The following is a 25,554-nucleotide window of genomic DNA, read 5'->3' on the forward strand; positions in this document are numbered from 1 at the left end:
AAGCTTAATATCTTCGCCGCACCTTTGTTACCGTTGCCGGTCTCTTGTCTTTGCGGGACCGCGTCGCTGCGACGCGGACGCTGCCTGCAAAGAGGATCTCGACCATGTTTTTCAGACACGATTTCGGCCTGCCCAAGATCAAGACTGCACACCCCTGGAAAGACAAGTTTCCCGGCTTTTGGGAGTGGTGCAACCCGCGCGGGGAGAAAGACCCGGCGCCCGCGCCCACTGCCAATGACGACCTCGTGCGCGTCGTCGGGCGCACGGCCACGCTCGACCTGCTGGCCAATGACCTGCCGGGCGAGGATGGCGACACCGAGGATCTCTTCATCTCCGAGATCAACGGCCAGGACGTGGGCCGCCGCAAGGTCGTTCTGTTGCGCGATGCCGAGACCGGGCGCGTCGAGGGCTTCGTCAAGATCCAGAAGGACGGCACGGTCAAGGTCAAGGCGCTGCCATGGTTCGACGGCGAGCTGGACTTTACCTATCGCGTGTCCAACGGCGAGACCGAAAGCGAAGAGGCCAGCGTCACTGTCGAGCTGCTGGACCGTAACGACACCTTCACCCTGAACCTGCTGCATATCGCCGACCAGGAAGCCGGCGCGGCGGCGGTGCAGGACGCGCCCAACCTGTCGGCGGTGCTGAACGCCCTGCGCGACGAGGACGTTGGTGCGGACGCGACCCTGACCCTGTCGTCTGGCGACGCATTCATTCCCGGCCTCTTCTATGACGCCTCGGCGGCGGTCTTCGGCTCGGCGGGCATCGCCGATATCCAGATCCAGAACGAGCTGGGCATCCAGGCCATCGCCCTGGGCAACCACGAGTTCGACTTCGGCACCGCCACGCTGGCCAGCCTGATTTCGGGCGATGCGGCGGGCGATTTCTCGGCGCTGTCGGGCACGGCGTTGGACGGCACGGATTTCGCCGGGGCGCTCTTTCCCTACCTGTCGTCCAACCTCGACTTTTCGACCGACGCCAACCTTGCGCCGCTTGCGGTCGAGGGCGGGCTGGCCCCGCAGGCGGGCGTCGTCACCTCCTCGACCGTGATCGAGCAGGACGGCGAGCGGATCGGCGTCATCGGTGCCACCACGCCGACGCTGGGCTCGATCTCGTCCCCGGGTGGTGTCGGGATCGCGCCGGTCTGGGCCGGCACCGAGCCGACCGAGGCCGAGCTTGACGCGCTGGCCGTCACGATCCAGGCCGAGGTCGACGCCCTCCTGGCCGCGAACCCCACGATGGACAAGGTGATCCTGCTGGCACACATGCAGCAGATCGACATCGAATTCGCCCTGGCCGAGCGCCTGTCGGACGTGGACATCATCGTCGCCGGCGGGTCGAACACGCGCCTCTTCGACGACAACGACCGCATCCGCGACGGCGACAGCGACCAGGGCCAGTACCCGGCCTTCATCGACAATGCGGGGGGCACCACCACGGCGGTGGTCAATACCGACGGCAGCTATCAATACGTGGGCCGGCTGGTCATCGACTTCGATGCCTATGGCAACATCATCCCCGAAAGCTATGACGCGGATGTCTCGGGCGCCTATGCCACCGATGACCAGGGCGTGGCCGATCTGAATGCGGAAAGCCTTATCGACCCGGAAATCCAGGCCATCGCCGATGCGATCCAGGATCAGATCCTGGCGACCGAAGGCAATGTCTTTGGCATCTCGGACGTGTTCCTGAACGGCAACCGCTCCGGCACCGGCACGGGCGACGACCCCGACGGCGTGCGCACGCAGGAGACCAACCTTGGCAACCTCACGGCAGATGCGAACCTGGAATATGCCAACGACGTTCAGTCCGACATCGACGTCTGGGTGTCGATCAAGAACGGCGGCGGCATCCGCGACTCGATCGGCCAGACGGTGGTGCCCGCGGGCGGCTCCGAGCCGGTGCGCGGCGTGAACGAGCAGATCCTCGATGAAAATGGCGATGTGGTGAAGCCCGAGGGCGGCATCAGCCAGAACGACATCCAGACGACGCTTGCGTTCAACAACGATCTTGTCGTCGGCCAGCTGACCGCGACCGAGCTGGTGGCGGTGCTGGAACATGGCGTGGCCGCCCTGCCCGGCGTGGCAGGCCAGTTCATCCAGGTGGCGGGCGTGCAGTTCAGCTTTGACCCCGATGCGCCCGCCGGTTCGCGGATCGACGACGCGGCCTTTGTCGACCCCGACACCGGCGAAATCCGCGCGGTGCTGGTGAATGACGGCGTGATCGTGAACCCCGATCAGGAATACGGCGTGGTGACGCTGGGCTTTTTGGCCGCGCCACGCTTTGACGATACCGGCAATTTCATCGGTGGCGGCGACGGCTACCCCTTCCCCGAGGATTTCGATTTTGTGGGCCTCGAAACAGGGGGGCCGCGGACCGGCGACGCGACCTTTGCCAACGACGGCACCGAGCAGGACGCGCTGGCCGAGTACCTGCTGGACACTCACAACACCGCCGCCACGGCATTTGCCGAGTCCGATACCGGGCCGGACATGGACACGCGCATTCAGAACCTGGCGTTCCAAGACGGCGCGGCGCTGGATGCGGCGGTGGACGATTTCCTGTTCGCCTGATCCGGCGTCGGACATCAAGAGAGGCCCCGGCGCAATCCGGGGTCTTCGCTTTTCGTGGCGCAGATGAGCGACGTGGACCGGGCGCTAAATGTTCGCCTCAAACCCTTTGCAGACAGGTATGATCTATATCCCCGAGCGCCATCGACGGGCCGCGGCGCGGCGATCCGGCGGTAGTTCCGCAGCACTTTATCCCGGCCAAATCCGAAACTGGATTGAGCGATTCACCGTACTTCACCCAATCGCCGGGCCGTGGGGGCGGCCCGTCGATGGCGCGGGGCCTGCGGCCTGACTCCGCGCCGGGGCTCTTAGATCTAACGTCTTTCATGTCTGGTCGTCCGTACCCCGCACCGAATGTTGGCACCATGCCCCCAGCCGGTGAACAGCCGAGAAGCGGCCCGGCCATCGTCAGCCCCTCCCTTGGGCTGAAGCTCGCCTCCGTCGTGACCGGCAGCAACGATGCCCTCTTCATCATCACGCCACGGCCCGCCGCTCGTCACCCACACATCCCGGACTTGATCCCGGATCTCATGGTCAAGAGATCCTCGGATCAGGCCCGAGGATAATCCGCGCGATGCGGCGGGTTTACACTTACCATGATATATATCATGTTAATTAAAACATGGAATCAAAGGAGCCACCCCCATGTCCCTCAGCGTATTCGCCACCATCCACCCCAAGCCAGACTGCTTCGACGAGGCCCGCGATGCCATCCTTGGCATTCTGGATGACACCCGCGCCGAAGCGGGCTGCCAGCATTTCACCCTGCACCGCAACGCCGACAGCGGCACCCTGCACCTGACCGAGATCTGGGACGATCAGGCCGCCTTCGACGCGCATCACGCGCAGGCCTACACCCGCGCGGTGTTCGAACGTTACGAGCATCTCTTGGCCGCGCCAGTGAAACTGACCTTCATGCACCCTCTGGCCTGAAAGCCCGGCGCATGTTTTTTCTCAAGGACCTGCCCACGCGGCGCATGATCGAAAGCTATTCCGGCCATTACGACACCGACCCGGACACGATCCGCGACGGGCTGACCCTGTTGCGGCGGGCCAGCCTGCTGATCCGGCGGCTGGACGCCTATTTCGCGCGACACGGGTTTTCGCAGCTGCGCTTCCTGTTCCTGATCGTGATCGACCGCGAGACCGATCGGGACAGCCTGACCGTGGGCGAGATCACCGAGCGGCTGGACGTCTCCGGCCCGGTGGTGGCGCGCACCCTGCGGATGCTGCTGGACGACGGGCTGGTGACCAAGATGACGGACGAGGACGACAGCCGCATCCGCCATATCGCCCTGACGCCCGAGGGGCGGGACAGGCTGACGGCGATCTTGCCCGGCTATTTCCGCATCATTGCGGACGAGATGGACGGCAAGGCACCATGAGGCGCGTCTTGCGGATTTTCCTGGTGTGGCTGGTTGTGTGGCCGCTGGTCATGGCGGGGCTGGCGGCCTTGCGCATGGTCGCCCCAGACTGGCCGATGACCCTGCGAACGCTGGTGCTGACGGGGGTGTTGGTGCCGGCAATTTCGCTTGCGATCACGCCGGCTGTCACTCGGCTGACACGTGAGGATTACCTGCAAAAACGCAAAGGCCCCGGCAAAACCGAGGCCTTCTGACAGGTAAAACCGCAAAGCGCGCCATCAGCGCCCGAAGTTGAACCGCCGCATCGCGATCAGGGACACCTGAAAGCTGTCATCGTCCTGCACAATGGGCGAATCCGCCGCGTCGCCAACATACCGGTTCCAGGCCAGCGTGCCGTCCAGATACCAGTTCTGCGACAGTTCGTACTGCGCACCGACCTCGATCCCCGCGCTGACAAGACCCGAACCGGGCGCGTAGGCGGGAAAGGCCGATACCGCGGCCTCGGCCGGGGTGACGCCGAAATAGGTCGAGGTATAGTCGCCCGACCCCCAGAGCATCCGTGGGCCCACGGTGACGGTCCAGTCGTCCGACGGGCGGAAGATCGCATCGGCGCCCAGCTCTCCGACCCAGCTTTCGTGACCGATCACGCCATAGCGCACATCGGCGAAGGCTTGGAAATTCTCTGCCGTGTAACCGACGCCGCCGCCGATCTCGAGGCTGAAGTCGACATCACGCAACCCGGTCAGTTCCACGTAGTCCGAGCTGTCGCGTTCGCGGATCACGCGAAGCGAGCCGCGCGGCCGCCAGCCCAGGTCGACGGCATTGGGATCGGGATCGCCGAATTCCAGCCTGCCGATCTTGAGGTGGCCAAACTTGAACCCGCCGGTCACACCCGCCTCGTAATCGTCCGAGCCGAAATACTCGGGCTGGTAAATCCCGCCGATACCCGCCGAGAAGGACAGGCTGGGCCCGGACTGGGCAAGGGCCATGCCGGGCAGAACCGTCACGGCGGCAATCAGGAATGTGGATTTCATGGAGTTCCCTTGTGTGTCTTCAATGCGTTGGAATATGCGGCGCGTGGCCCGCGCGCCACGGGCGGGCGCGGCGGGGGCACTTACCATTTATCAGCTGAGGGTGCCGTTGTACCAGTCGTGCAGCGACACCTCGGTCTCGGCGCCTGCCTCGCTCAGCATCTGGGCAAAGGCCTCGGGGTCCTGCGTACCGCCGTCACGGCCGCGATAATGATACGGGATCACAACGGCTGGCGCGAATTCTGCCACTGCGTCGGCGGCCTGTTCGGCGGTCATGGTGAAGGGCAGGTTCATGCACACGAGCGCCACGTCGATATTTTCCAAGCTGCGCATCTCGTCAGTGCCCTCGGTATCGCCCGAGATATAGATGCGGCCTGCATCGGTCGTCACGACAAAGCCGATATCGCCGCGGTCCTGCGGGTGAAAGTCCATCCGGCCTTCGGTGATGTTGTAGGATGGCACCGCCTCGATCCCCAGTCCCATCATCTCGGTGGTCTCGCCCGCAGCGATGGCTTGCGTGCGGCCCTGCATGTCCTCAGGCATCATGCCCATGACGTCGGCATTGGTCAGGATCGGCACCTCGGGCAGCGCGCCCAGAAGGTCGGCGTTGTAGTGGTCGCCGTGCCGGTGGGTGACAAGGATCAATTCAGGGTCGGGCAGACCCTCGTATTCCGACGCGTCACCCACCGGATCGACATAGACCACGCCCGCCGGTGTCTCCATCACGAAGGACGCGTGCGAGATCGGGTGAATGCTGACGGCCCCGTCAAGAAAGCTCATGCTGGTGCCTTCCTCGGCGGCAAGGGCAAGCGAGGGCAGCACGGTCACGGTGCCGGCGGCGGCGGTGCCGATCAGGAAATTGCGTCTGGTGGTCATTGGGATCCTCCCGGTCTTTACACATGCACTGGCGGACGGGCACATGGCCCGACCGCGGTTCGGTCAAAAGAATAGTACGATCCACAACGTCGGCGAGGCCTGCGCGCGCGTGCGGCGCGGAAATCTGCCCGCACGGTCAGTAACCTCCCGGTTTCCAGCCCATGAAGGCCTTGGTCACCTCCTCGGCGACGTCCCACGTCACCCGCATCCCGTCCCTGACAAACGCGGTGTCACCGGGGCCGAGATCCAGCACGTCGCCCGTGGCGTTATCGGTGATGCGGCAGCGCCCTTCCAGGATCACCATCATCTCGTCGCCCTGTTCGGTGCAGGCGAACGCCCCTTCGGAACAGCGCCAGATGCCGCGGCGCGTGGCGTGCCCCGGCCCGCCCGCATCCAGCCGTCCGTGACAGACCGGCTCGCCGCGCAGGATGCGATACTCGCTCTCCGGCGCATCGAAGGGCCATTGTTCCAGCGGTCCGACATCGTCTCCGGGTCTGTATCTGCGCATCTATCCCTCCAGCGTGACCAGGTCGGCGAAATGCTCCTGCACCACCGCCTGCACGATCCCGCCGATCCGCCGGGCCAGAACCGCCTGCGCCGCCCGCCGGCGCCACACCAGCCCGATCGACCGGGTCAGGCGGTCGTCGCGGAACGGCCGGATCGCCACGTCGGCCTCCTTGCCCTCCACCTCGGACCGGACATAGAGCGCGGGCAGGAAACTGACACCCATGCCCAGCGCCGTCATCTGGCGCAGCGCATCGAGGCTGGTGCCCTCGTAATCCTGGCGCAGTCGCGCGCCCACGTCCTCGCACAGGCGCAGGATCTGGCCATGCAGAAGGTAGGCATCGGACAGCGACAGCACGTCCTGCCCCCGAAGATCCGCCTCGTCGGCCCGGGGCTGCGCGGCCAGCGGATGGTCCTGCGCCACGGCCAGCTTCAACGGCTCGCGAAAAAGCCGCATCACGTCCACATCGGCCGATTGCACCGGCAGCTGCGTCAGGATCAGGTCGTGCCGACCCTCGACCAGATCGTCCTGCAGGACGCGCGGCGCGGCATCGCGGATCACCAGTTTCAGCGCCGGGTAGGCGCGGTGCAGCCGCCGGGTGACATAGGGCAACAGGTAAGGACCCAGCGTCGGCGTCGTGCCCAGCCGCAGCGTGCCGCCGACGCCGTCCTTCGCCTCGCGCGCCCGTTGGGCCAGCGTCTCGACCTCGTCGATCACCTTGCGGGCTTGCGCCAGCACTTCGCGCCCGGCAGGCGTCAGCACGGCCCCGCGCCGCCCGCGCTCGACCAGCTCGACGCCAAGGGCGGATTCCAGCCGAACGATCTGCTGGCTGAGCGACGGCTGGCTGATCCCGGCGCGCTCAGCCGCCTTGCGGTAATGGCCCGCCTCGCTGAGCGCCAGGAAATAGCGCAACTGGCGCAAGGTGATATCGTCCATCGCATGGTCCTTCGCGGCGTGTTTTTCAAGATAGGGCTTTCCTATCGAATTTTTAGCCATGATAGGATTTAACCGACGCTCGCCCCTCCCCATCTCGATGTCGTCGGCGCAGGACGCGCCCCATCTTCAAGGGAGGAGCCCAGATGAAACGACGCAGACTTTCGCCCAAGAGCCTGAAAGCCCGGATCGACACGCTGACCCGCCGCCACCGCGAGATCGACCTGCGGATCACCCGCGAGCAAAGCCAGCCTACGGGCGACGCCCTGCGCCTCAAGCAACTCAAGCAGGAACGGCTTGGCCTGCGCGACGCGATCCGCCTGACCCAGACGCTGCTCAAGCGGCTGGATCCGCGCCCCGTCCGTCTGGCCGGACAACAGCAATTCCATTCGGGCTAAGCCAGTGGTCGATTTCTACATCGCCCTGATGGCACCGCGCTTCCTGCGCAGCCACAATCTGGACGACCTTGAAGAGGTTCTGACAGACGACTGAACTCGCACGGGGGCCGTACCCTCATCCCGGCCCCCGTGCATGGCGACATGCCCGGATCGCGCGAGTCCACCATGAGAACGATCCATTCCGGGGGCATGTCGCCAAACCGTGGGCAGGTCCGGCGCGGCGAACAGGGGCGTCGCTGCCGGGCCTGTCCCGATCTGGAGAAGCACGCCTGAACCGCAGCGGTGCTCAGGCGCGGACCTCTCGCACATTGGGGTGTTCGGAGGGCCGGAACGGCACCTCGCAGACGTCTGCTTCGGCGGCCTGACCGGAATGCTCGGAATAGATTTCGGGCAGTTCGACCCGCAGGCGTGACCCGATCCGCGACAGACCCCACGGCACGAACGCCAGCGCGATGTTGACCTCCAGCTCGGGCGACCACCAGGCCGAGGTGACATACCCCACGCGATTGCCGTCGCCATCCTGCACCAGCCAGAAATCAGAGGCATAATCCGTCACCGGCAAACCGCCCAACTTGATCCCGACCATCTTCAGCTTGAAGGGATAATCCCCCGCCTCAATGGCGTCCCGCTGACGCTCCAGCGCCGCCTTGCCGATGTAATCCGCGAGTTTCTCTTTCGGCACCTGGTAGGCCAGGTTCACCTGGAACGGCGAGGTTTCGTGATCCATGTCCTGCCCCCAGGACAGGATGCCGGCCGCAATCCGCCGGTGATGCCCGGGCGCGATCACCCGCAGGCCATAGCGCGCGCCGGTGCCGCGAATGGCGTACCACACTTTCTCGGCGTTCTCGGACGCGTCCCGCACATAGACCTCATAGCCCTTTTCGCCGGAAAACCCGGTCTGGCTGATGACAACCGGCGCGCCGCCGATCTGCGCTTCCATCATTCCGTAATAGGGCACGTCCCGCACTTGATCTCCCAGCAGGTCGACCATCAGGTCCTCGGACAAGGGCCCCTGCACCTGCAAGGGCGCGACGTCGATCTCATCAATCTCCACGTCCCAATTGCCGTGCACGTTGACGCCGCGCAGCCACAACAGCAGGTCCGAGTCCGAAATCGAGAACCAGAATTCATCCTTCGACAAGCGCAGCAGCACGGGATCGTTAAGGATCCCGCCCTTTTCATCGCACAGAATGCAATATTTTCCGTGCATCGGCCGAATTTTCGTGGCGTCGCGGGTGATCACGAAATTGACGAACGACTCGGCGTCCGGCCCGCGCACCCTGATCTGCCGCTCGACGGCCACGTCCCACAGGGTGACCCGGTGCACCAGGCTGCGGTATTCGGCCATGGTGCCGCCATCCTCCTCCCGGACATAGCCGCGCGGGTGGTACATCCGGTTATAGACCGTGGCCCGCCACGCCCCCGCCTCGACCGACAGGTGCCAGAACGGCGATTTGCGGACGCGGGTCGAGACCAGCATCTCGACCGGGGTCGCCCCCGACTGGCGCAGGTTGACGGGCACCAGCCGATCGCTTTGGTCGATATCCGCGACATTGGGATGGGTGAAGGTTCGGTTCTGCGCGTCCTGAGTTGCCATCGGCGCTCTCCTTGTTCTTATCGGATCAACGCATCGCGGCGCGACTGCGTTCCGTCTGCCCGGGCCGCGCGGATAGGGGGCACAACGGCACGGGCGGACCCCTGCCGAAAAACCGCATGGCGTCCGATCTGCCGGAGCCGACGCCCCGTCCGTCGCATTTACGGGTTCCACCCCTCCCCCGCCCCATGATATGCCCGGCAGGATGGAAGTTGGGGGGAGGCCCACATGTCCCAGGAAATCCGGCTCGCTTTCGCGCACCCGTCCGAGCGCGCCGACGCAACCGCCCCCGATGGCCCGCTAGACCGTATCTCGGTGCGCGACCACGTGGTCGAGGTCGAGATCGGCGCCTTCCAGGCCGAGCGCGGCACCACCCAGCGGGTGGCGTTCAACGTGGTGGTCGAGGTGCGGCCCATCACCGACCCGATCGACGATGACGTGGACCGCATCCTGAGCTATGACAAGGTGACCGAGGCGATTGCCGCCGAACTGGCCGAGGAACGCCTGAACCTTCTGGAGACGCTGGCCGAACGCATCGCCGAGCGTATCCTGCTGGAGCCGCAGGCGGTGCGCACCTTCGTGCGGGTCGAAAAGCTCGACCGCGGACCGGGGGCGCTTGGCGTCGAGATCGTGCGCTCGGTCGAGGACCTAAAGACCAAGCCCGTGGGGCATCACGCCGATACCACGCCGCATCCGCATGTCGTTTACCTCTCGAACACCGCCATCGGTTCGCCCAACCTGTCGCGCTGGCTGGATCAGCTTCAGGCGAGGGCCGAGCCGGTGATCCTGTGTGTCGGCCACAACCGCGTCGACAGCCCCAAGACCGGTCATCGCATGTCGCAGCGCCGCGTCGACCTGCTGGCGCTGGAACAGAACGCCTGGGTTCTGGCGGGCCGCGACGACCGCTGTGTGGTGGTGGGCACCCGGACCGAGCTGGACTGGGCCATGAAGAACGGCCAGATCAGTGTCTGGGCCCCGTCCAAGATCGTGCTGGACGCGGTCGACGGCCCGCGCAGCGGGCCGGACGATCCGGTGGGCCTGGCGGCGTGGTTCGCGGGACACATGGACGCCTCGGACCTGCTCTTGATCGGCGAGATGCCGCCCAAGGACCCGCCTGTGCCGGTTCTGGTGCAGGAGATCGCCCAAAGCGGCTTGTGAGGTCCCGTCTCACAAGCCGTCCCGGACTTGATCCGGGACCTCCCCGCCACTTCGCTCCCCGCCGTCCCGGACCTGATCCGGGACCTCTTGGCCAACCGGCACACCCCGCCCGAACCCGATCCGGGACCTCACGACCCAAAGACCAACCGACATGCCGCATTACCGCCCCATCCCCCGCACCGACCACGCCCGCGCAACGACCGCCCTGCCCCTCGCGGGCGGCTGGTGCTGGTTCGACACGGTCGAGGAGATGCACCGAGACGCGCCACCCCGCCTGATCCCGGCGCAGGACGTCCCGGCGCCTATGCTGACCCGCCTGACGTCGCCCCGCGCCCCCGTCACAGGCCTCGACATGGCGCGCCCCACCCTGATGGGCATCCTCAACGTCACGCCCGACAGCTTTTCGGACGGCGGCGCGCATTTCGACCCCGACGTGGCCCTGGCCGGGGCCGAAGCGATGATCGCCGGAGGCGCCGGGATCATCGACATCGGCGGCGAATCCACCCGTCCCGGCGCGTCCGAAGTGCCAGTGGACGAGGAGATCGCCCGCACCGCCCCGGTCATCGCCGCTCTGCGCCAGCGCTCGGACGTTCCCATCTCCATCGACACGCGCAAGGCCCCCGTCGCCCGCGCCGCGCATCAGGCCGGCGCGAGCCTCGTCAATGACGTGGCGGGCTTCACATTCGACCCCGCCCTCGCGCCTTTCTGCGCCGAAATGGGCCTGCCCGTCTGCGTCATGCACGCCCAGGGCACGCCGGATGTGATGCAGACCGACCCGCGCTACGACAACGTCGCGCTCGACATCTTCGACTGGCTGGAAGAGCGCATCGCCGCGCTGGAAGCCGCAGGCATCCCCCGGAGCCGGATCATCGCCGACCCCGGCATCGGCTTCGGCAAGACGCTGGAACATAACCTGACGCTTCTGCACAACCTCGCACTGTTTCACGGGCTGGGCTGCGCGGTGCTGCTTGGCGCGTCGCGCAAGCGCTTCATCGGCACGATCGGCGGCACCGAAGAGGCCCGCCATCGCGCCCCCGGTTCCATCGCCGTAACGCTGGCCGGGGTGGCGCAGGGCATCCAGATCCACCGGGTGCATGACGTGGCAGAGATGCAAGAGGCGCTCAAGCTGTGGATCGCCGCCACGGTGCCGGCGGAAAATTAGAAATTTTCCGCTTCGATAAAATTCGTACGAATTTTATCCGGCGCCGAACAACCGTCTGAGCGCGCCCAGTTGGCTGAGCGCCACGCCCCCCAGGATCAGCGCAAGGCCGAGGTAGAGGCTTGGCGGCAGCGCCTCGAACAGCACCACCGCGCCGAAGATGATCGACCAGACCGGCACCTGGTAGTTCACCAGGCTCAGAAACACCGGCCCGGCATCCCGGATCACCTGCACCAGCAGAATCTGCGCCACGCCCGTCGGCAGCAGGCCAAGGTAGATGAGCGCCCAGAGCACCCGGCCCTGCGGCATGTCCGGCAGGCCCTCGGAGATCAGCGCATAGGGTGTGAACACCAAGGCCGCCACGGTCAGGACGGCGGCGGCCAGCGACAGGCGATCCACCTCGGGCGCCAGCCGCGTGAAGATCGAGCCCACCGCGTAGCATCCCGCCGCACCCACGCAGGCCAGCCGCGCCAGCATCTCGAACTCCGCACCCGTGGCGCGCAACGCCTCGGGTCCGATCAACACGGCCACACCCAGCGTGCCCATCACAAAGCCTATCGCCCGGCGCATATGCATCCGCTCGCCCGGCACCAGAAAATGCGCCAGCGGCAAGACCAGCAACGGTACCGCCGCCATGCAGACCCCGGCAAAGCCCGAGGCAACGACCTGTTGCCCCCAGCTGAGCAGAAAAAACGGCAAGGCGTTGGAAAAAAGCCCCATCGCCACGATGAACGCCCAGAGCCGCCTGGCCCCCGGCCCGCGCCGGCGCGGCAGCCCCCGGCCCGTTGCGCGGCAGAGCACCAGCAGGAACAGCGCCCCCAGGCACAGCCGCACCGCCACCACCGCCAGCGGCCCCACCCCCTGCAACGCCACGCTGACGGCCATGAAGGACGCGCCCCAGATCATGCCCAGCGCACACAGCCTGAGCCAGTTCCTCGGCGCGACGACAACGTTATTTTCCATTCAGATCAAGCCTCCGGTCCTGTGGCCGCGTGTCAAAACGTCCCGAATGCATTGCCATTCGTGGCGGCGCAGTCAGGTGTTGGGACCGAAAGGAGGCGCATCATGGACATAGCCATCGGCGCCGCGGCCCTGTCGATCATCACCCTGGTGATCGTTCTCATCCTCGCCGCGCGCAACAAGCAAAAGACCGAAGAACGGAAAAAGGATTCCGACGTCCCGCCAAGTTCGCTAGCCAAGGACGGCGACTCGCACAAGCCGGTCGACTGACACCAATGAAAAGAGCCGGCAATTCACCGGCTCTTTCCTTTTTTGTGTGCCGATGGCCTCAGTTTTTCTCTTTGTCGACCATCTTGCCGGCGGAGATCCACGGCATCATGGCGCGCAGCTTCTCGCCCACTTCCTCGATCTGGTGCGCGTCGTTCATCCGGCGCGTGCCCTTGAAGAACGGCTGGCCGACCTTGTTCTCGGTCATAAAGTCGCGCACGAACGCACCGGTCTGGATGTCGTGCAGGATCGCCTTCATTTCCTTCTTGGTCCGCTCGTAGGGCAGCACGCGCGGGCCGCTGACATATTCGCCATACTCGGCCGTGTTCGAGATCGAGTAGTTCATGTTGGCGATGCCGCCCTCGTAGATCAGGTCGACGATCAGCTTCACCTCGTGCAGGCACTCGAAATAGGCCATCTCGGGAGCATAGCCTGCCTCGACCAACGTCTCGAAGCCCATGCGGATGAGTTCAACGAGGCCGCCGCAGAGAACCGCCTGCTCGCCGAAAAGGTCGGTTTCGCATTCCTCGCGGAAGTTCGTCTCGATGATGCCAGACCGCCCGCCGCCGATGGCCGAGCAATAGGACAGACCCAGTTCCAGCGCCTTGCCCGACGCGTCGTTGTGGACAGCGACCAGGCAGGGCACGCCGCCGCCCTTGGTGTATTCGCCGCGCACGGTGTGGCCGGGGCCCTTGGGCGCCATCATGATGACGTCGACGCCTTCTTTCGGCTCGATCAGGCCGAAATGCACGTTCAGACCGTGGGCAAAGGCAATCGCCGCGCCTTCTTTCAGGTTGTCATGCACGTATTTCTTGTAGGTCTCGGCCTGCAATTCGTCGGGCATGGTGAACATCATCAGATCGCACCAGGCCGCCGCTTCGGCGATGCCCATGACCTTCAGGCCCTCACCTTCGGCCTTCTTGGCCGAGGGGCTGCCCTCGCGCAGCGCCACGACGAGGTTCTTGGCGCCCGAGTCGCGCAGGTTCAGCGCGTGGGCGTGACCCTGGCTGCCATAGCCCAGGATGGCGACCTTCTTGTCCTTGATCAGGTTGATATCGCAATCGCGATCGTAATAGACGCGCATGGTTCTCTCCTTTGTCGTCAGATGACGTGGAAGATGACGGATATTTCGAAAGCGATCCCGACTTTCTGGGTATGATTTTCCGAATTGATGCGATAATCATTCACTGTTCTTTAAATACTCGAAAATTCCATGCGCCAGATACCCTGACTGCCCCATGCACCTCGACGACACCGACCGCCGCATCCTGCGCCAGTACCAGCACGACCCGACGCTCGGCCCCGCCGAGCTGGCCGGGCTTGCCGGTGTTACCCCCGCCACCTGCGCGCGGCGGCTGGACCGGATGGCAGAGGCCGGGCTTTTACGGGGCAACCACGCGGTGATCGACTGGGCGGCGCTTGGCTACAGCGTCGAGGTCAGTTTGCGCATCACGCTGGACAAGACCGTGCCCACCGCCTTCGACGCCTTCACCGAGGCCGCGCGCGCCATTCCCGAGGTCCTGGAAATCCAGTCCTTTCTCGGCCGGGTCGACACGCGCCTGTCGGTCATCGCCCGCGACATGGCCCATTACCAGGAGATCTATCGCACCGCGATCCTGACCCTGCCCCATATCGCCGATATCGAGGCGCTGATGCACGTGGCGCGTATCAAGACCGACGAGGTCTTGCCGCTATGAGCCAGCCCATGATCGAACTTGACACCACTGACCGCCAGATCCTGCGGGCACTGGTGCAGGATGCCACGCAATCGGCGGGCGCCATCGGGCGCGCCTTGGGCCTCAGCCAGCCCGCCGCATGGCGGCGCATCAAGCGGCTGCGTGACGCGGGCATTCTGAAAACCCAGCGGCTGGATCTGGACAAGGAGGCACTGGGTTTCGGCGTCACCGTCTTTCTGGGCCTGAAACTGGCCACCAAGGGCCGCGTCAGCCTGGCCGATTTCGAACGCGCGGTGTCGGCCATCCCCGAGGTGCAGACGGTCGAGCATATCCTTGGCCTTTACGACTATCGCCTGCGCGTCGTCGCCCGCGACATCTCGGATTTCGAACGGGTTCTGCGCCGCCGCATCATGACGCTTCCGGGTGTCGGAGACGTCGAGGCGAACGTGCTTCTAAGCGAAGAGCGCCGCCCGGGCCCGATCGGCTGATACCACTTTCGCGGTATGCCGCCGTATGCGTGTATGCAAAAGTATTCTTTAAATACAGTGACTTATTCGCTCTCCGCATGACGGCTATGCAGAATGATGACTAGCCGCGTCCCGCGTGGCAGGTCTATGCTGCATTGCAGAATTAGTGCGCCAACCCGATATCCCACGAGGTCGGCCACCACCTGCAACCGAACGAGGTCCCCCATGAAAACGATCCTGACGGCCGCCGCCCTAGCCCTGACGACAACCACCGCCAATGCCGATACCGTCACGCTGACACGGGCGAATGCCGGCACCACCCTGCATGAAACCGATGCCGACATGAGCGTCTACTGGGTCGAGGATGGCGACGCCTACGCACTGACCGCCACCTATGTCACCGGCGAGGCGCCCGCCGATCCCGCTCGCCTGCGGATGCACCTGGCGGATGGCGACGCGGTTACCTTCGGCCTGCCCGGCGTGCAGGACCGAGTGTTCACATTCGGCCGCGAGGGCGACACCGTCTCGGTCCGGTCGGCCCGCGTCAGCGTCGACTACGCCAGCAAGTAACGGCTGCAATCCGTCGTTTCCCGGCCGCGGCGCACCAGGCGCCGCGGCTTTTGCATGTTCGATGTGCCGAAAATGCTTCTGAAGGTGACGGTGGAACTCCCTGTCATACCGAGGTAGTCAGAGGGCATACCGATGCAAACGTTCCAACCCAGGACAGAACGCTCATGACCGCTCTTCGCCCCGATATCGACCCCGATGGCCTGCTGGAATATTCCGTCGTCTTCACCGACCGCTCGCTCAACCACATGAGCAAGGTTTTCCAAGGGGTTATGACCGACATCTCATCCATGCTGAAAGAGGTCTACAACGCCTCTGCCGTGGCCATCGTGCCCGGCGGCGGCACCGTCGCGATGGAGGCCGTCGCCCGTCAGTTCGGCCACGACGCCCATGCGCTCATTGTGCGCAACGGCTGGTTTTCCTATCGCTGGAGCCAGATCTTCGACGCCGGGCAATTCACCTCGGACACCACCGTCTGCATGGCCCGCCAGACCGGCAACGGCGCTCAGGCGCCCTTTGCCCCCGCCCCGATCGAGGAGGTCACCGCGAAGATCCGCGAAGCCAAGCCCGACGCCGTTTTCGCGCCGCACGTGGAAACCAGCGCCGGCATCATCCTGCCCGACGACTACATCACCGCGTTGGCCGAAGCCGCGCACGAGGTGGGCGCATTGATGGTGCTCGACTGCATCGCCTCGGGCTGCGCCTGGGTCGACATGAAAGAGACCGGCGTCGATGTGCTGATCTCGGCCCCGCAAAAGGGCTGGTCCGCCTCGCCCTCGGCAGGGCTGGTGATGATGTCGGACCGGGCGGTCGAGCGTTTGGCGACGACCTCCTCGAACAGCTTCGCCATCGACCTCAAGAAATGGCACGCGATCATGGCGGCCTATGAAAACGGCGGCCATGCCTATCACGCCACCATGCCCACCGACGCGCTGCGCGGATTCCGCGACACGATGCTGGAAACCAAGGAGTTCGGTTTCGGCAAACTGTGTGAAGCCCAGTGGGAGTTGGGCAATGCGGTGCGCGCCATGCTGGCCGACAAGGGCGTGACGTCGGTGGCGGCCGAGGGCTATGGCGCGCCGGGCGTGGTGGTCAGCTATACCATCGACCCGGATGTGCAGAACGGCAAGAAATTCAGCGAGCAGGGAATGCAGATCGCCGCTGGCGTGCCCCTGCAAGTGGGCGAGCCGGACGGGTTCATGACCTTCCGGCTGGGGTTGTTCGGTCTGGACAAGCTTTATGACGTAGAAGCCGCGAAGACCCGGCTGCAAGAGGTGATCGACAGGGTTCTATAGCCCCCGCGCGGAATAGAGGCGCAGCTAGCTGCGCCGCCGCGCGATCGGCAGACCGCCCGTCACGCCGAAGGCGTGCCGACTATGAACGGCGCACCTCTGGTGCAACGGTCTGGCGATTGGTAGCCGCAAGCGATTCAATTCGAGGTTTTTCGGAGTTGGCAGCCATAAAGTGCGCGGAACGACCGCCGGGTCGCCATCCCGCGGTGTGACGATCGCGCGGCCCCTACCGCAACCGGATATTGCTCTGCGCCCCCAGCCCCCGGCGCAGGCACATCCAGATCACCCAGACGCTGATCCCCAGCCACAGCCCGCCCCACATCCAGGTGGTGCCGCCGAACTCCTCGGCCAGCATCCGCGCGTCGGAATGCAGCCAACCGCGCGCAATCGTGTCGCTGTAGATGTCGAGCGGCACGTAGATCATGCAGGCCAGCCCGATTACCCTTAACAAAAGGTCGCTGACATCCCGCGGCAGGTATTTCGTCGCCAGCAGCATCGCCGCGCCCGTCCCGGCCCCGAACACCAGCGCGAAGGGCGACCGCACGTAAAGCACCGTCACCGCCAGCAGCGTCAGCCCCAGCACACCCAGCACCGCGCGGTCGGCCCGCGTGCGCACCGCCGCCATGAAGAGCGCAACGCCGATCAGCAACGAGCCGAGGTATCCCGCGCTCAGGCTCAGAAACCGGCTGCCCCCGCGCGAGGTCACCGCCCCGCCCTGCATCGGGTCGAGCGTCAGGTTCAGCACCTCGCCCCCGGTCAGCAGCACGGCCAGCACGTGGCCCAGCTCGTGCAGGAACACCACCAGCAATTTCAGCGGGATCACCACGGGCGTTTGCCACAGCAGGGCTATCGCCGCCACCAAGAGCAGCAATTGCCAGTGGCCGCGCAGAAATGCCTGCATTCTCAGCCCCTTGCGCCCAGCCCCAGCTGCATCAGCGTCTTGCGCACAGGGGCGAGGCCATAAAGCGCATTCAAGGCCTGCGCCCGCGCGTCGCGCAGCACCGGCGCGCTGACCATCGAGGCGCGGTTCAGCACGTCGATGCCCGTGACCCGCGCCATCACCTCCCAGTGGCGGCGCTTGTGATAGGTTTCCAGCATCTCACGGTCGCCCAGCCGCTCGGGATTGGCCTGCGCCAGCTCCAGCAGCACGTGCAGATCGCCCAATGACATGTTCAACCCCTGCGCCCCGATGGGCGGCACCACATGCGCGGCCTCGGCCACGAGGGCGACGCGCTCGCCCGCCATCCGCTCGGCCACCTGGGATATGATCGGCCAGACCGTGCGGCGCGAGGCGAGCGTCAGCGGCCCGAAAAGGTGGCACGACCGCGTGCTCATCTCTACCTCGAACGCGGCCACGTCCAGCGCGGCCAGCCGCTGCGCCTCGGAGCCTTCCTCCATCCACACCACGGCGGAGGACGGCCGCCCCTCGTAATCCGGCAGCGGGACCAGCGTGAAGGGGCCGCCCGTGCGGTGGATCTCGGTCGAGACATTGTCATGCGGGATCGGATGCGTCACGGCAAAGGCCAACGCCTTTTGCCCGTAGCGCGTTGTTTTCACCGGGATGCGCGCCGCCTCGCGCATGGGCGAGCCGCGCCCGTCGGCGGCCAGCACCAGCCGGGTGCGGATCTTGCTGCCATCGCTGAGGCCCACCCGCGCCTCGGCCTCGCGGGTGAACAGGCTGTCCGCCGCCACGCCAGGGCGAAACTCCACCGTGTCCAGGCTGTCCAGCTGCGCCACCATCTCGCGCCGCAACAGCCAGTTGGGCAGGTTCCAGCCAAAGGGCTTGTCCGAGATGTCGCCCGCGTCAAAATTCTTGATGATGCGCGGCTCGGGCACGTCGCCTCCCGCGTCGACGATGCGCATGACCTGCAAGGGGGCGGCATGGACGTCAAGCCTGTCCCAGATTCCCGCCTTCGCCAGAAGCGCCTGCGCCGGTTGCAGGATCGCGGTGGTGCGCAGGTCCGACCCTTCGGCGTCGCGCTCGGTCACCGGCGCGGCCGGATCGACGCACAGCACGCGGAACCCCGCACCGCCAAAGAGCGCCGCCGCCGACAGCCCGGCCACGCCGCCGCCGGACACTAGGATATCGAAATCAAATGGGCGCATGGTGCCTGCCTCCTTCGCGCTCAACATAGGCCGCCTTCACGCTTGCCGCCAGCGGCATCGGAGCGCAGCGAGATCGATAAGCTTTAATCAATTATCGTCAGAACTTTGTGGGTTGAACCTAATGTGATACATGAGGTTTCGCACCTACACCAGCCGCGACAGGAACCCCGATAGATCATCGGTATGATGATGCACGTGATCCGCCTCGACCGGCTCGGGGCCGACCAGCACGGTGCGCATTCCCATCGCGTGGGGCGCGGCCAGGTTGCGCACGTCATCCTCGAACATCGCGGCCCGTTCCGGCACGACGCCATCGGTGGCAAAGACGCGGTCGAACGCCGCCCGGTCGGGCTTGGGTTGAAAACCCGCATGTTCCACGCCGTAGATCGCATCGAAGAGGCCCTCCAGCCCCCGCGTCTCGACCACCCGCTGCGCGTACGGCGCCGATCCGTTGGTATAGACGATCTTGCGCCCCGGCAGCGCCCGGATATGGGCGGCCAGTTCCGCATCCGCCTCAAGCACGTCGAAGGATATGTCGTGCACGTCCGTCAGGTAGGGCCCCGGATCGACGTCATGCTCGCGCATCAGCCCGGCCAGCGTGGTGCCGTGACGCCGCCAATAGTCCAGCCGCAGCCGGTCGGCCTCGGCCCGGTCCACGCCCAGCGCGTCCATCACGAATTGCGTCATCCGCACCTCGATCTGGTCGAACAGGCGCATTTCCGGCGGATAAAGCGTGTTGTCGAGGTCGAAGACCCATGTCTCCACATGCGCGAAAAACGCCTTCGCCATAGCCTCTCTCCGATCTTAATTGTCGCAGGGCCCTGCAAGGCTTGCACCCCGCGCCCTGCCCCGCATATCCTCGTCGTCTGAAACCACATACCAAAAGAGAGTGCGATGACCATAGCCGCGCCGCAGAAAGATGCCTACCACATGATCCTCGAGGCGATCGACACCGGCGATTACAAGCCCGGCGACCGCCTGGTGGAAAGCGACCTGGCAGAGCGGTTCGGCGTGTCGCGCACCCCCATCCGCGAGGCGCTGCAACGGCTGGAGACCCAAAGCCTGCTCACGCGCGACGGCCGCAGCCTGATCGTGTCGTCGCTGGATCACAACCAGCTGGCCGAGCTTTACGTGGTGCGCGCCGAGCTGGAGGGGCTGGCCGCCAACCTGGCCGCCCGCCACGCCGCGCCCGAAGAGGTCCGCGTGCTGCGCGACATGGTCACCGACGACCGGGCGCTGATCGACGACCCAAAGGCGATGGCGCGCGCCAACCGGCGGTTCCACAAGCAGATCCACCTGGCCTCGCATAACAGGTTCCTGGTGCAGCAGTTGGACCTGGTCTATCGCTCCATGGCGCTGATGGCGACCACCTCGCTGGCCGCCCTGGGCCGCCCCGAAGATGCGCTGGCCGAACATGACGCCATTGTCACCGCCATCGAGACCGGCGATGCCGAGGCCGCGGGTGAAGCTCTGCGCGCCCATATTTCCAAGGCCTTCGTGACCCGGCTGAAGCTGGATTCAGGGGAACTGGGCACGCTGATCTGACGCGGTCTTGGCGACCGGCGGGGGCGCCACGCCCAGTGACAGGCCATGCGCCGTCTTGTCCCAGAAGAACGGCTTCAGCACCAGTTCATAGACCGCCTTGTAGGCGGCAATCGCCCCCAGCGGCCAGTAAAAGTGCATGGTCGGCACCCACGCCATCAGGTGCCGGTGCTTGGACCCTGTGACCGAGGCGAGATAGATCGTCAGGTTCAACGCCTCGATGGACAGGAACAACGCGCCGAACGCCGCCAGCACCGTTCGCGGCAGAACCGGATCAAGCGGATGCGGCAGCCCAAAGAACACCAACCAGAAGGACCACAGGAAAGGCGCCAGCATCACCTGGCTCAGCGCCGTGACGAAATGCGCCTGAAAACCCCAGAATTTCCACGCCCCCAGCTGCCGATAAAGCAACCGGGGGCGCCGCATATGCACCAGGTAGGTCGTCATGTACCCCTTGAGCCAGCGTGAGCGCTGCTTGATCCAGGCCCAGGGGTGACAATTCGCCTCCTCCTCCGTGACGGTGGCGACCATTTCGGTGCGAAATCCGTGCCGGGCCAGCCGAAACCCCAGATCGGCATCCTCGGTCACGTTATGCGCGTCCCAGCCGCCCAGCGCCTCTAGCGCATCGCGGCGGAAATAGAGCGTCGTGCCCCCCAGCGGAATGGCAAAGCCCAGCCGCGCCATGCCCGGCAGGATGGTGCGGAACCACGTGGCGTATTCGATCGTGAAACACCGCGCCAGCCAGTTCTGGCGCGGGTTGTAATAATCGAGGATTCCCTGCAGGCAGGCGACCTCGGGCGGCGCTTGCTGAAATCTGCGCGCGATGCGGGTGATCTGGTCGGGCTCGGGCGCGTCCTCGGCGTCGAAAATACCGATGATGTCCCCGTCGCAGAAATCCAGGGCATAGTTCATCGCCCGCGGTTTGGTGCGGGGATGCCCGTCGGGCACGACCACCACGCGGATCCAGCTGGGCAGGTCGATCTGCGCCAGCGTGGACTGGGTCATGGCGTCCTCTTCCTCCAGCACCAGAACCACGTCCAGCAGACATTTGGGATAGGTCAGCTGCGTCAGGCGCGCCACCAGTGCGTGGGCAATCTCGGTCTCGCGAAAAAGCGGGACCAGAACCGACACCTTGGGCAACGGCGCCTTGTCCAGCGGCTCGGGCAACGCGGGTGGGACCGGCCCTTCGGTCAGCCGCGCCGTGAAAGCCGCCAGCTTGAACAGTGCCGACACGATCAGCGTGAACGCCGCCCACCCTGCCAGCACTGCCAGGGTCGCGCGCGGAAAGGCCAGCGTCACCGCGGCCAGTGTCACCAGGGCCGACAGGACCAACGCCAGACGCCGGGCATAGCCCTGCGCCCAGGTCCGGCAGCTTTCGATCACGGGCACGCGGGCTTGCGCGGCCTCGATCAGCCGCGCGTCGTAATGCCGGGCGACATGGGCCTGCACCACCTCGCGCGGGGCCATCAGGATACGGGCGGTGCGAAATCTGGCCGGCAAGTGCGCCCGAACGAAGCTCAGCGCCTCGGGGTCGCCGCTGACGATGGCGGGTTTGCCGTCACGGTCGGTGACCGGAAAAAAGGCATACCGCAAAAGGATGTGTGGCGCGGCCTCGACCTCTATGGGTGCAAGCGCGGCAATCTCTTCGGCCTCGACCCTGCGCGAGCGGAACCGGCGGGCATGGGAATCCAGAAGGTCGCTCCGCGTGACCAGCCCCTCGGCCAGCAGGATGCGCCCGACATCGGCGTCGCAATGGCGTCGAACCTGCCGCGCGAGCAGGGCATCGCGGATATTCAGGGTGCCGCGACGCAAAAGATCCGCCTCGACCGCTCCCGCGTCAAAGCCGGTGGCGTCCCCGGAGGGGCCCGCCTGGCGCAGTTCCGAAATCCCCATGGCTGTCTGCCCTGTTGCGTGACAGACGTAGCGTATCACCAGATGGTTAACGGCTCGTAAAGAAACGGTTAATGCAGTGACCGCGAAGGACGCTCAGCGGTCCATCGATGCCGCGAAGCGTTCGAACAAATAGAAGCTGTCCTGCGGGCCGGGGCTGGCCTCGGGGTGATGCTGCACCGAGAACACCGGGCGGTCGGCCATGCGGATGCCGCAGTTCGACCCGTCGAAGAGCGAGACATGCGATTGCACCACGCCTTCGGGCAGGGTCTGGCTGTCCACGGCGAACCCGTGGTTCATCGACGTGATCTCGACCTTGCCGGTGGTCAGGTCCTTCACCGGGTGGTTCGCGCCGTGATGGCCGTGGTTCATCTTGATCGTCCGCGCGCCCAGCGCAAGGCCCAGCATCTGGTGGCCAAGGCAGATGCCAAACAGCGGCAGGTTCTTTTCCAGCACGCCCCGGATCATCGGCACGGCGTATTCGCCGGTCGCCGCCGGGTCGCCCGGGCCGTTCGACAGGAACACGCCGTCGGGCGATTGCGCCAGCACGTCCTCGGCGGTGGCCGTCGCGGGCATCACCGTCACCTCGCAGCCCGCGCTGGCCAGGCAGCGCAGGATGTTGCGCTTGGCGCCATAGTCAATCGCCACGACCTTGTGCCGGGCCTGCGTCTGGCGCGGGAAACCGTCGGGCCACGCCCAGCGCATCTCGTCCCAGCGATAGCTTTGCGCGCAGGTCACCTGTTTCGCCAGGTCCATGCCTTCGAGCCCGGCAAAGGCGCGGGCCTTGGCGACCAAAGCGGCCGTGTCGAACTTGCCGTCGGCGCGGTGCGCCAGCGCCACATGCGGCGCGCCCTGCTGGCGAATGGCCCGCGTCAGGCGGCGTGTGTCGACGCCGCCGATGGCCACCCGGCCCCGCCGCGCCAGCCATTCGCCCAGCCGCTCGGTCGAGCGCCAGTTCGACGGCTCGGTCGGGTCCCACTTGACCACCATGCCCTCGGCCACCGGATCGGCGGTCTCGTCATCGTCGGGGTTCACGCCCACGTTGCCGATATGTGGAAAGGTGAAGGTCACCACCTGCCCCGCATAGCTGGGGTCGGTCATGATTTCCTGATAGCCGGTCATCGCGGTGTTGAAACACAGCTCGGCCGCGACCTCGCCCTCGGCCCCGAACCCGCGCCCGTAGAACAGCGATCCATCGGCCAGGGCAAGACAGGCGGTCGGACGGGCATCGGGCGCGTGCGGCATCGGGGATTCTCCATCGGGCAAATTGCGCGGAACCTAGGGTCACCCGCGCGCGCGGTCAAGGCCGTGTTTTGCGCCGCAGCGTCACCCCTCATGGCCTGCAAAACAAGGGCTGCCGCATTGATCCGCGCGGTTGCGCCCCTATATGCTTTGCGATATTGTGACACGCTTACGGGATGACAAGAGGATACCCTGACATGGGATTGCGCGAACGCGTGAACGACGCCCTGAAACAGGCCATGAAAGACAAGGACACGACGCGTCTGGGCACGCTGCGGCTGATCAATGCCGCGATCAAGGATCAGGACATCGCCCGCCGCGGCACCGACAATGACACCGGCTGTTCCGATGGCGACATCCTCGCCATCCTTGGCAAGATGACCAAGCAGCGCCAGGAAAGCGTCCGCGCCTACGAGGAAGGCGGCCGGCTGGACCTTGCACAGGAAGAACAGCGCGAGATCGAGGTGATCGAGGAATTCCTGCCCCGCCAGCTGGATGAAGAGGAAGTCGCCAAAGCGATCGACAGCGCCATCGACAAGACCGGCGCCAGCTCGATCCGCGACATGGGCAAGGTGATGGGCCACCTCAAGGAAAACTACACCGGCCAGATGGATTTCGGCGCGGTGGGCCCGCGGGTCAAGGACCGGCTCTGCGCCTGAACGACCGTGCGCGCCGGTGTGTCTAGGCCGCCGGCGCCCCGGTCAGCATCTCGCGCGGGATGCCGAACGTATAGGTCAGGCCGGTGCTGTCGGTCGCCATGCCCATCTCGCCGCGCAGCTGGCCTTCGATGCACAGCTTGACCAGCTTCGATCCGAACCCCTGGCCCGCCGCTGCGCTGCGCGCCACGTGGCCCGGTCCCGCCTCGTGCCATGTCATCTGGACCGTGTCGTCGCCATCGGCCCAGGTGATCGCCAGCGCGCGGCCCGGCCCGCTCAGCGCGCCGTATTTTACCGCATTGGTCGACAGCTCGTGGATCGCCAGCGCCAGGTAGATCGACGCGGTGGCACCCACCGGGATATCCGGCCCTTCGATGCGGATATCCTGCCCGTCGGCAAGGGTATAGGGCGTCATCAGGGCCGAGATATGGGCGTGCAGACTGGTGTCGTTGCCCGCATCCTCGGTCACCGTCGCCAGGGGCTGGATCAGGCTGTGCGTCGCGGCCAGCGCCTGCACCCGGCCGTTCAACTGCGCGGCGAATTCCTCGGTCGTCAGATCCTCGGTCCGGGTCATGCGCACCAAAGCATTGACCACCGAATAGATATTGCGGATGCGGTGGTTCAACTCGTCGATCAAAAGCTGCCGCTCGCTCATATGCTTGCGCAGCGCGATCTCGGTCTCCAGAAAGGCGGCGATGTCCTTCAGCGCGCGCTCGTCCTCGTCCGACCAGTCATGCGGCACCGAGTCGATGGCGCAGAGCGAGCCGATCACCTGCCCGCGCCGCCCGTGCACCGGCACACCAAGGTAGGCAAGCACGCTCAGGTCCGCCACGGCGCGGTTGCTGGACAGAACCTCGTGCGTGCGCGCATCCGCGACGCTCAGCGTCGCGTCACCCGAAACGACGTATTGGCAAAAGGAATGCGACAGCGGCGTTTCGCGGATCGGCCCGCCGTCAGGCTCCAGCCCGCTCAGTGCCTTGAAGAACTGCCGCCTGTCGTCGACCAGCGAGAACAGCGCCGTCGGCGCCCCGGTCAGACTGCGCACCAGGCGCACCGCGCGGTCATACGCCTCTTCCTCGGGGCTATCGAGCAGGCCGGTGTCGTGCAAAACGCGCAGACGCTGCGGATCGCGCAGGGCGTCGGCGTGGCCTTTGGGCCCGGACCCGGGTCGCGTCCCCGACCCGGTCAGAATGTCATTCTCGTCGCTTGTCATCGGCCCACAGTCTGTCTCAGGACCGCTTGTTTGCCGGGTTTATCCCTTGGCGTAAACCCAACATTCCGCCTCTTGTGCGGAATGTTTCTCA

At 65.6% G+C, this 25,554-nt stretch carries 27 protein-coding genes; 14 read left to right on the forward strand and 13 right to left on the reverse strand.

Annotation, left to right across the window (positions count from 1 at the left end):
• Positions 1-104: 104 nt before the first annotated feature.
• The 4 genes from XM53_RS22375 to XM53_RS03240 all read left to right on the forward strand — a co-directional run bounded on the left by XM53_RS22375 (position 105) and on the right by XM53_RS03240 (position 4,185).
• Positions 105-2,570, forward strand: a complete 2,466-nt coding sequence (locus tag XM53_RS22375; RefSeq protein ID WP_082630700.1) for a bifunctional metallophosphatase/5'-nucleotidase — start codon at positions 105-107, stop codon at positions 2,568-2,570.
• Between the two features lie 642 nt (positions 2,571-3,212).
• Entirely contained in the window at positions 3,213-3,500 is a 288-nt protein-coding gene (locus XM53_RS03230) for a putative quinol monooxygenase (RefSeq protein WP_057790167.1), read from the forward strand.
• An 11-nt stretch (positions 3,501-3,511) separates the two neighbouring features.
• Complete coding sequence (locus XM53_RS03235) at positions 3,512-3,952, forward strand: MarR family winged helix-turn-helix transcriptional regulator (protein ID WP_057790169.1); 441 nt, start codon at positions 3,512-3,514, stop codon at positions 3,950-3,952.
• A complete protein-coding gene (locus tag XM53_RS03240) occupies positions 3,949-4,185 on the forward strand; it encodes a hypothetical protein (RefSeq protein WP_057790171.1) in 237 nt (78 codons plus the stop codon). The genes XM53_RS03235 and XM53_RS03240 overlap by 4 nt, the downstream gene beginning before the upstream one ends.
• Positions 4,186-4,209: 24 nt before the next feature.
• Here XM53_RS03240 and XM53_RS03245 read toward each other — a convergent pair whose 3' ends face one another.
• The 4 genes from XM53_RS03245 to XM53_RS03260 all read right to left on the reverse strand — a co-directional run bounded on the left by XM53_RS03245 (position 4,210) and on the right by XM53_RS03260 (position 7,279).
• Complete coding sequence (locus XM53_RS03245; RefSeq protein ID WP_057790173.1) at positions 4,210-4,965, reverse strand: MipA/OmpV family protein; 756 nt, start codon at positions 4,963-4,965, stop codon at positions 4,210-4,212.
• Positions 4,966-5,055: 90 nt separating this feature from the next.
• Positions 5,056-5,838, reverse strand: a complete 783-nt coding sequence (locus XM53_RS03250) for an MBL fold metallo-hydrolase (RefSeq protein ID WP_057790176.1) — start codon at positions 5,836-5,838, stop codon at positions 5,056-5,058.
• A gap of 136 nt (positions 5,839-5,974) precedes the next feature.
• Positions 5,975-6,346: a cupin domain-containing protein gene (locus XM53_RS03255; protein ID WP_057790177.1), complete on the reverse strand. Its 372-nt coding sequence runs from the start codon at positions 6,344-6,346 to the stop codon at positions 5,975-5,977.
• Positions 6,347-7,279 (reverse strand): hydrogen peroxide-inducible genes activator, encoded by a 933-nt coding sequence (locus XM53_RS03260; RefSeq protein WP_057790179.1) that lies wholly within the window; start codon positions 7,277-7,279, stop codon positions 6,347-6,349.
• A gap of 143 nt (positions 7,280-7,422) precedes the next feature.
• Between XM53_RS03260 and XM53_RS03265 the strand changes: the two genes are divergently transcribed.
• Positions 7,423-7,674, forward strand: coding sequence for a YdcH family protein (locus XM53_RS03265; protein WP_057790181.1), 252 nt, complete (start codon positions 7,423-7,425; stop codon positions 7,672-7,674).
• 286 nt (positions 7,675-7,960) lie between these two features.
• On the opposite strand, the gene XM53_RS03270 is transcribed toward XM53_RS03265, so the two are convergent.
• Complete coding sequence (locus XM53_RS03270; protein WP_057790183.1) at positions 7,961-9,271, reverse strand: glycine cleavage T C-terminal barrel domain-containing protein; 1,311 nt, start codon at positions 9,269-9,271, stop codon at positions 7,961-7,963.
• A 225-nt stretch (positions 9,272-9,496) separates the two neighbouring features.
• On the opposite strand from XM53_RS03270, the gene XM53_RS03275 reads away from it, so the two are divergent.
• A complete protein-coding gene (locus tag XM53_RS03275; RefSeq protein WP_057790186.1) occupies positions 9,497-10,426 on the forward strand; it encodes a dihydroneopterin aldolase in 930 nt (309 codons plus the stop codon).
• 151 nt (positions 10,427-10,577) lie between these two features.
• Positions 10,578-11,588: a dihydropteroate synthase gene (gene folP / locus XM53_RS03280; protein WP_057790187.1), complete on the forward strand. Its 1,011-nt coding sequence runs from the start codon at positions 10,578-10,580 to the stop codon at positions 11,586-11,588.
• 33 nt (positions 11,589-11,621) lie between these two features.
• Here the strand turns inward: folP and XM53_RS03285 are convergent, their stop codons facing one another.
• On the reverse strand, positions 11,622-12,548 hold the full coding sequence (locus XM53_RS03285) for a DMT family transporter (protein WP_057790189.1): 927 nt from the start codon (positions 12,546-12,548) through the stop codon (positions 11,622-11,624).
• Positions 12,549-12,650: 102 nt separating this feature from the next.
• On the opposite strand from XM53_RS03285, the gene XM53_RS23380 reads away from it, so the two are divergent.
• Complete coding sequence (locus tag XM53_RS23380; protein ID WP_160321354.1) at positions 12,651-12,815, forward strand: hypothetical protein; 165 nt, start codon at positions 12,651-12,653, stop codon at positions 12,813-12,815.
• A gap of 58 nt (positions 12,816-12,873) precedes the next feature.
• Here XM53_RS23380 and ilvC read toward each other — a convergent pair whose 3' ends face one another.
• The gene (gene ilvC / locus XM53_RS03290; protein WP_057790191.1) at positions 12,874-13,896 is read right to left on the reverse strand and encodes a ketol-acid reductoisomerase; all 1,023 of its coding nucleotides are present in this window, start codon (positions 13,894-13,896) and stop codon (positions 12,874-12,876) included.
• Positions 13,897-14,050: 154 nt separating this feature from the next.
• Between ilvC and XM53_RS03295 the strand changes: the two genes are divergently transcribed.
• The 4 genes from XM53_RS03295 to XM53_RS03310 all read left to right on the forward strand — a co-directional run bounded on the left by XM53_RS03295 (position 14,051) and on the right by XM53_RS03310 (position 16,817).
• The gene (locus tag XM53_RS03295) at positions 14,051-14,509 is read left to right on the forward strand and encodes an Lrp/AsnC family transcriptional regulator (RefSeq protein ID WP_057790192.1); all 459 of its coding nucleotides are present in this window, start codon (positions 14,051-14,053) and stop codon (positions 14,507-14,509) included.
• Between the two features lie 8 nt (positions 14,510-14,517).
• Positions 14,518-14,976: an Lrp/AsnC family transcriptional regulator gene (locus XM53_RS03300; protein ID WP_057790343.1), complete on the forward strand. Its 459-nt coding sequence runs from the start codon at positions 14,518-14,520 to the stop codon at positions 14,974-14,976.
• Positions 14,977-15,180: 204 nt separating this feature from the next.
• On the forward strand, positions 15,181-15,525 hold the full coding sequence (locus XM53_RS03305; RefSeq protein WP_057790194.1) for a hypothetical protein: 345 nt from the start codon (positions 15,181-15,183) through the stop codon (positions 15,523-15,525).
• 164 nt (positions 15,526-15,689) lie between these two features.
• The gene (locus tag XM53_RS03310) at positions 15,690-16,817 is read left to right on the forward strand and encodes an aminotransferase class V-fold PLP-dependent enzyme (protein WP_057790196.1); all 1,128 of its coding nucleotides are present in this window, start codon (positions 15,690-15,692) and stop codon (positions 16,815-16,817) included.
• Between the two features lie 223 nt (positions 16,818-17,040).
• Here XM53_RS03310 and XM53_RS03315 read toward each other — a convergent pair whose 3' ends face one another.
• The 3 genes from XM53_RS03315 to XM53_RS03325 form a co-directional block, all read right to left on the reverse strand.
• Positions 17,041-17,715 (reverse strand): M50 family metallopeptidase, encoded by a 675-nt coding sequence (locus tag XM53_RS03315; protein ID WP_057790198.1) that lies wholly within the window; start codon positions 17,713-17,715, stop codon positions 17,041-17,043.
• Between the two features lie 2 nt (positions 17,716-17,717).
• Positions 17,718-18,920, reverse strand: coding sequence for a UbiH/UbiF family hydroxylase (locus XM53_RS03320; RefSeq protein WP_057790345.1), 1,203 nt, complete (start codon positions 18,918-18,920; stop codon positions 17,718-17,720).
• Between the two features lie 144 nt (positions 18,921-19,064).
• Positions 19,065-19,709 carry a pyrimidine 5'-nucleotidase gene (locus XM53_RS03325; RefSeq protein WP_057790200.1) on the reverse strand — a complete coding sequence of 215 codons (645 nt, stop codon included), beginning with the start codon at positions 19,707-19,709 and terminating at the stop codon, positions 19,065-19,067.
• Positions 19,710-19,814: 105 nt separating this feature from the next.
• Here XM53_RS03325 and XM53_RS03330 point away from each other — a divergent pair, with 105 nt between their 5' ends.
• The gene (locus tag XM53_RS03330; RefSeq protein WP_057790202.1) at positions 19,815-20,465 is read left to right on the forward strand and encodes a GntR family transcriptional regulator; all 651 of its coding nucleotides are present in this window, start codon (positions 19,815-19,817) and stop codon (positions 20,463-20,465) included.
• On the opposite strand, the gene XM53_RS03335 is transcribed toward XM53_RS03330, so the two are convergent.
• On the reverse strand, positions 20,439-22,355 hold the full coding sequence (locus tag XM53_RS03335; protein WP_057790204.1) for a glycosyltransferase: 1,917 nt from the start codon (positions 22,353-22,355) through the stop codon (positions 20,439-20,441). The two genes, XM53_RS03330 and XM53_RS03335, sit on opposite strands and share 27 nt — an antisense overlap.
• Positions 22,356-22,448: 93 nt before the next feature.
• A complete protein-coding gene (gene carA / locus XM53_RS03340; protein WP_057790206.1) occupies positions 22,449-23,597 on the reverse strand; it encodes a glutamine-hydrolyzing carbamoyl-phosphate synthase small subunit in 1,149 nt (382 codons plus the stop codon).
• A gap of 194 nt (positions 23,598-23,791) precedes the next feature.
• On the opposite strand from carA, the gene XM53_RS03345 reads away from it, so the two are divergent.
• Complete coding sequence (locus XM53_RS03345) at positions 23,792-24,253, forward strand: GatB/YqeY domain-containing protein (protein ID WP_057790208.1); 462 nt, start codon at positions 23,792-23,794, stop codon at positions 24,251-24,253.
• Between the two features lie 22 nt (positions 24,254-24,275).
• Here XM53_RS03345 and XM53_RS03350 read toward each other — a convergent pair whose 3' ends face one another.
• Positions 24,276-25,463, reverse strand: a complete 1,188-nt coding sequence (locus XM53_RS03350; protein ID WP_057790210.1) for a sensor histidine kinase — start codon at positions 25,461-25,463, stop codon at positions 24,276-24,278.
• Between the last annotated feature and the right edge of the window lie 91 nt (positions 25,464-25,554).

Source organism: Roseovarius atlanticus (assembly GCF_001441615.1).
In the GTDB taxonomy this organism is placed as follows: domain Bacteria; phylum Pseudomonadota; class Alphaproteobacteria; order Rhodobacterales; family Rhodobacteraceae; genus Roseovarius; species Roseovarius atlanticus.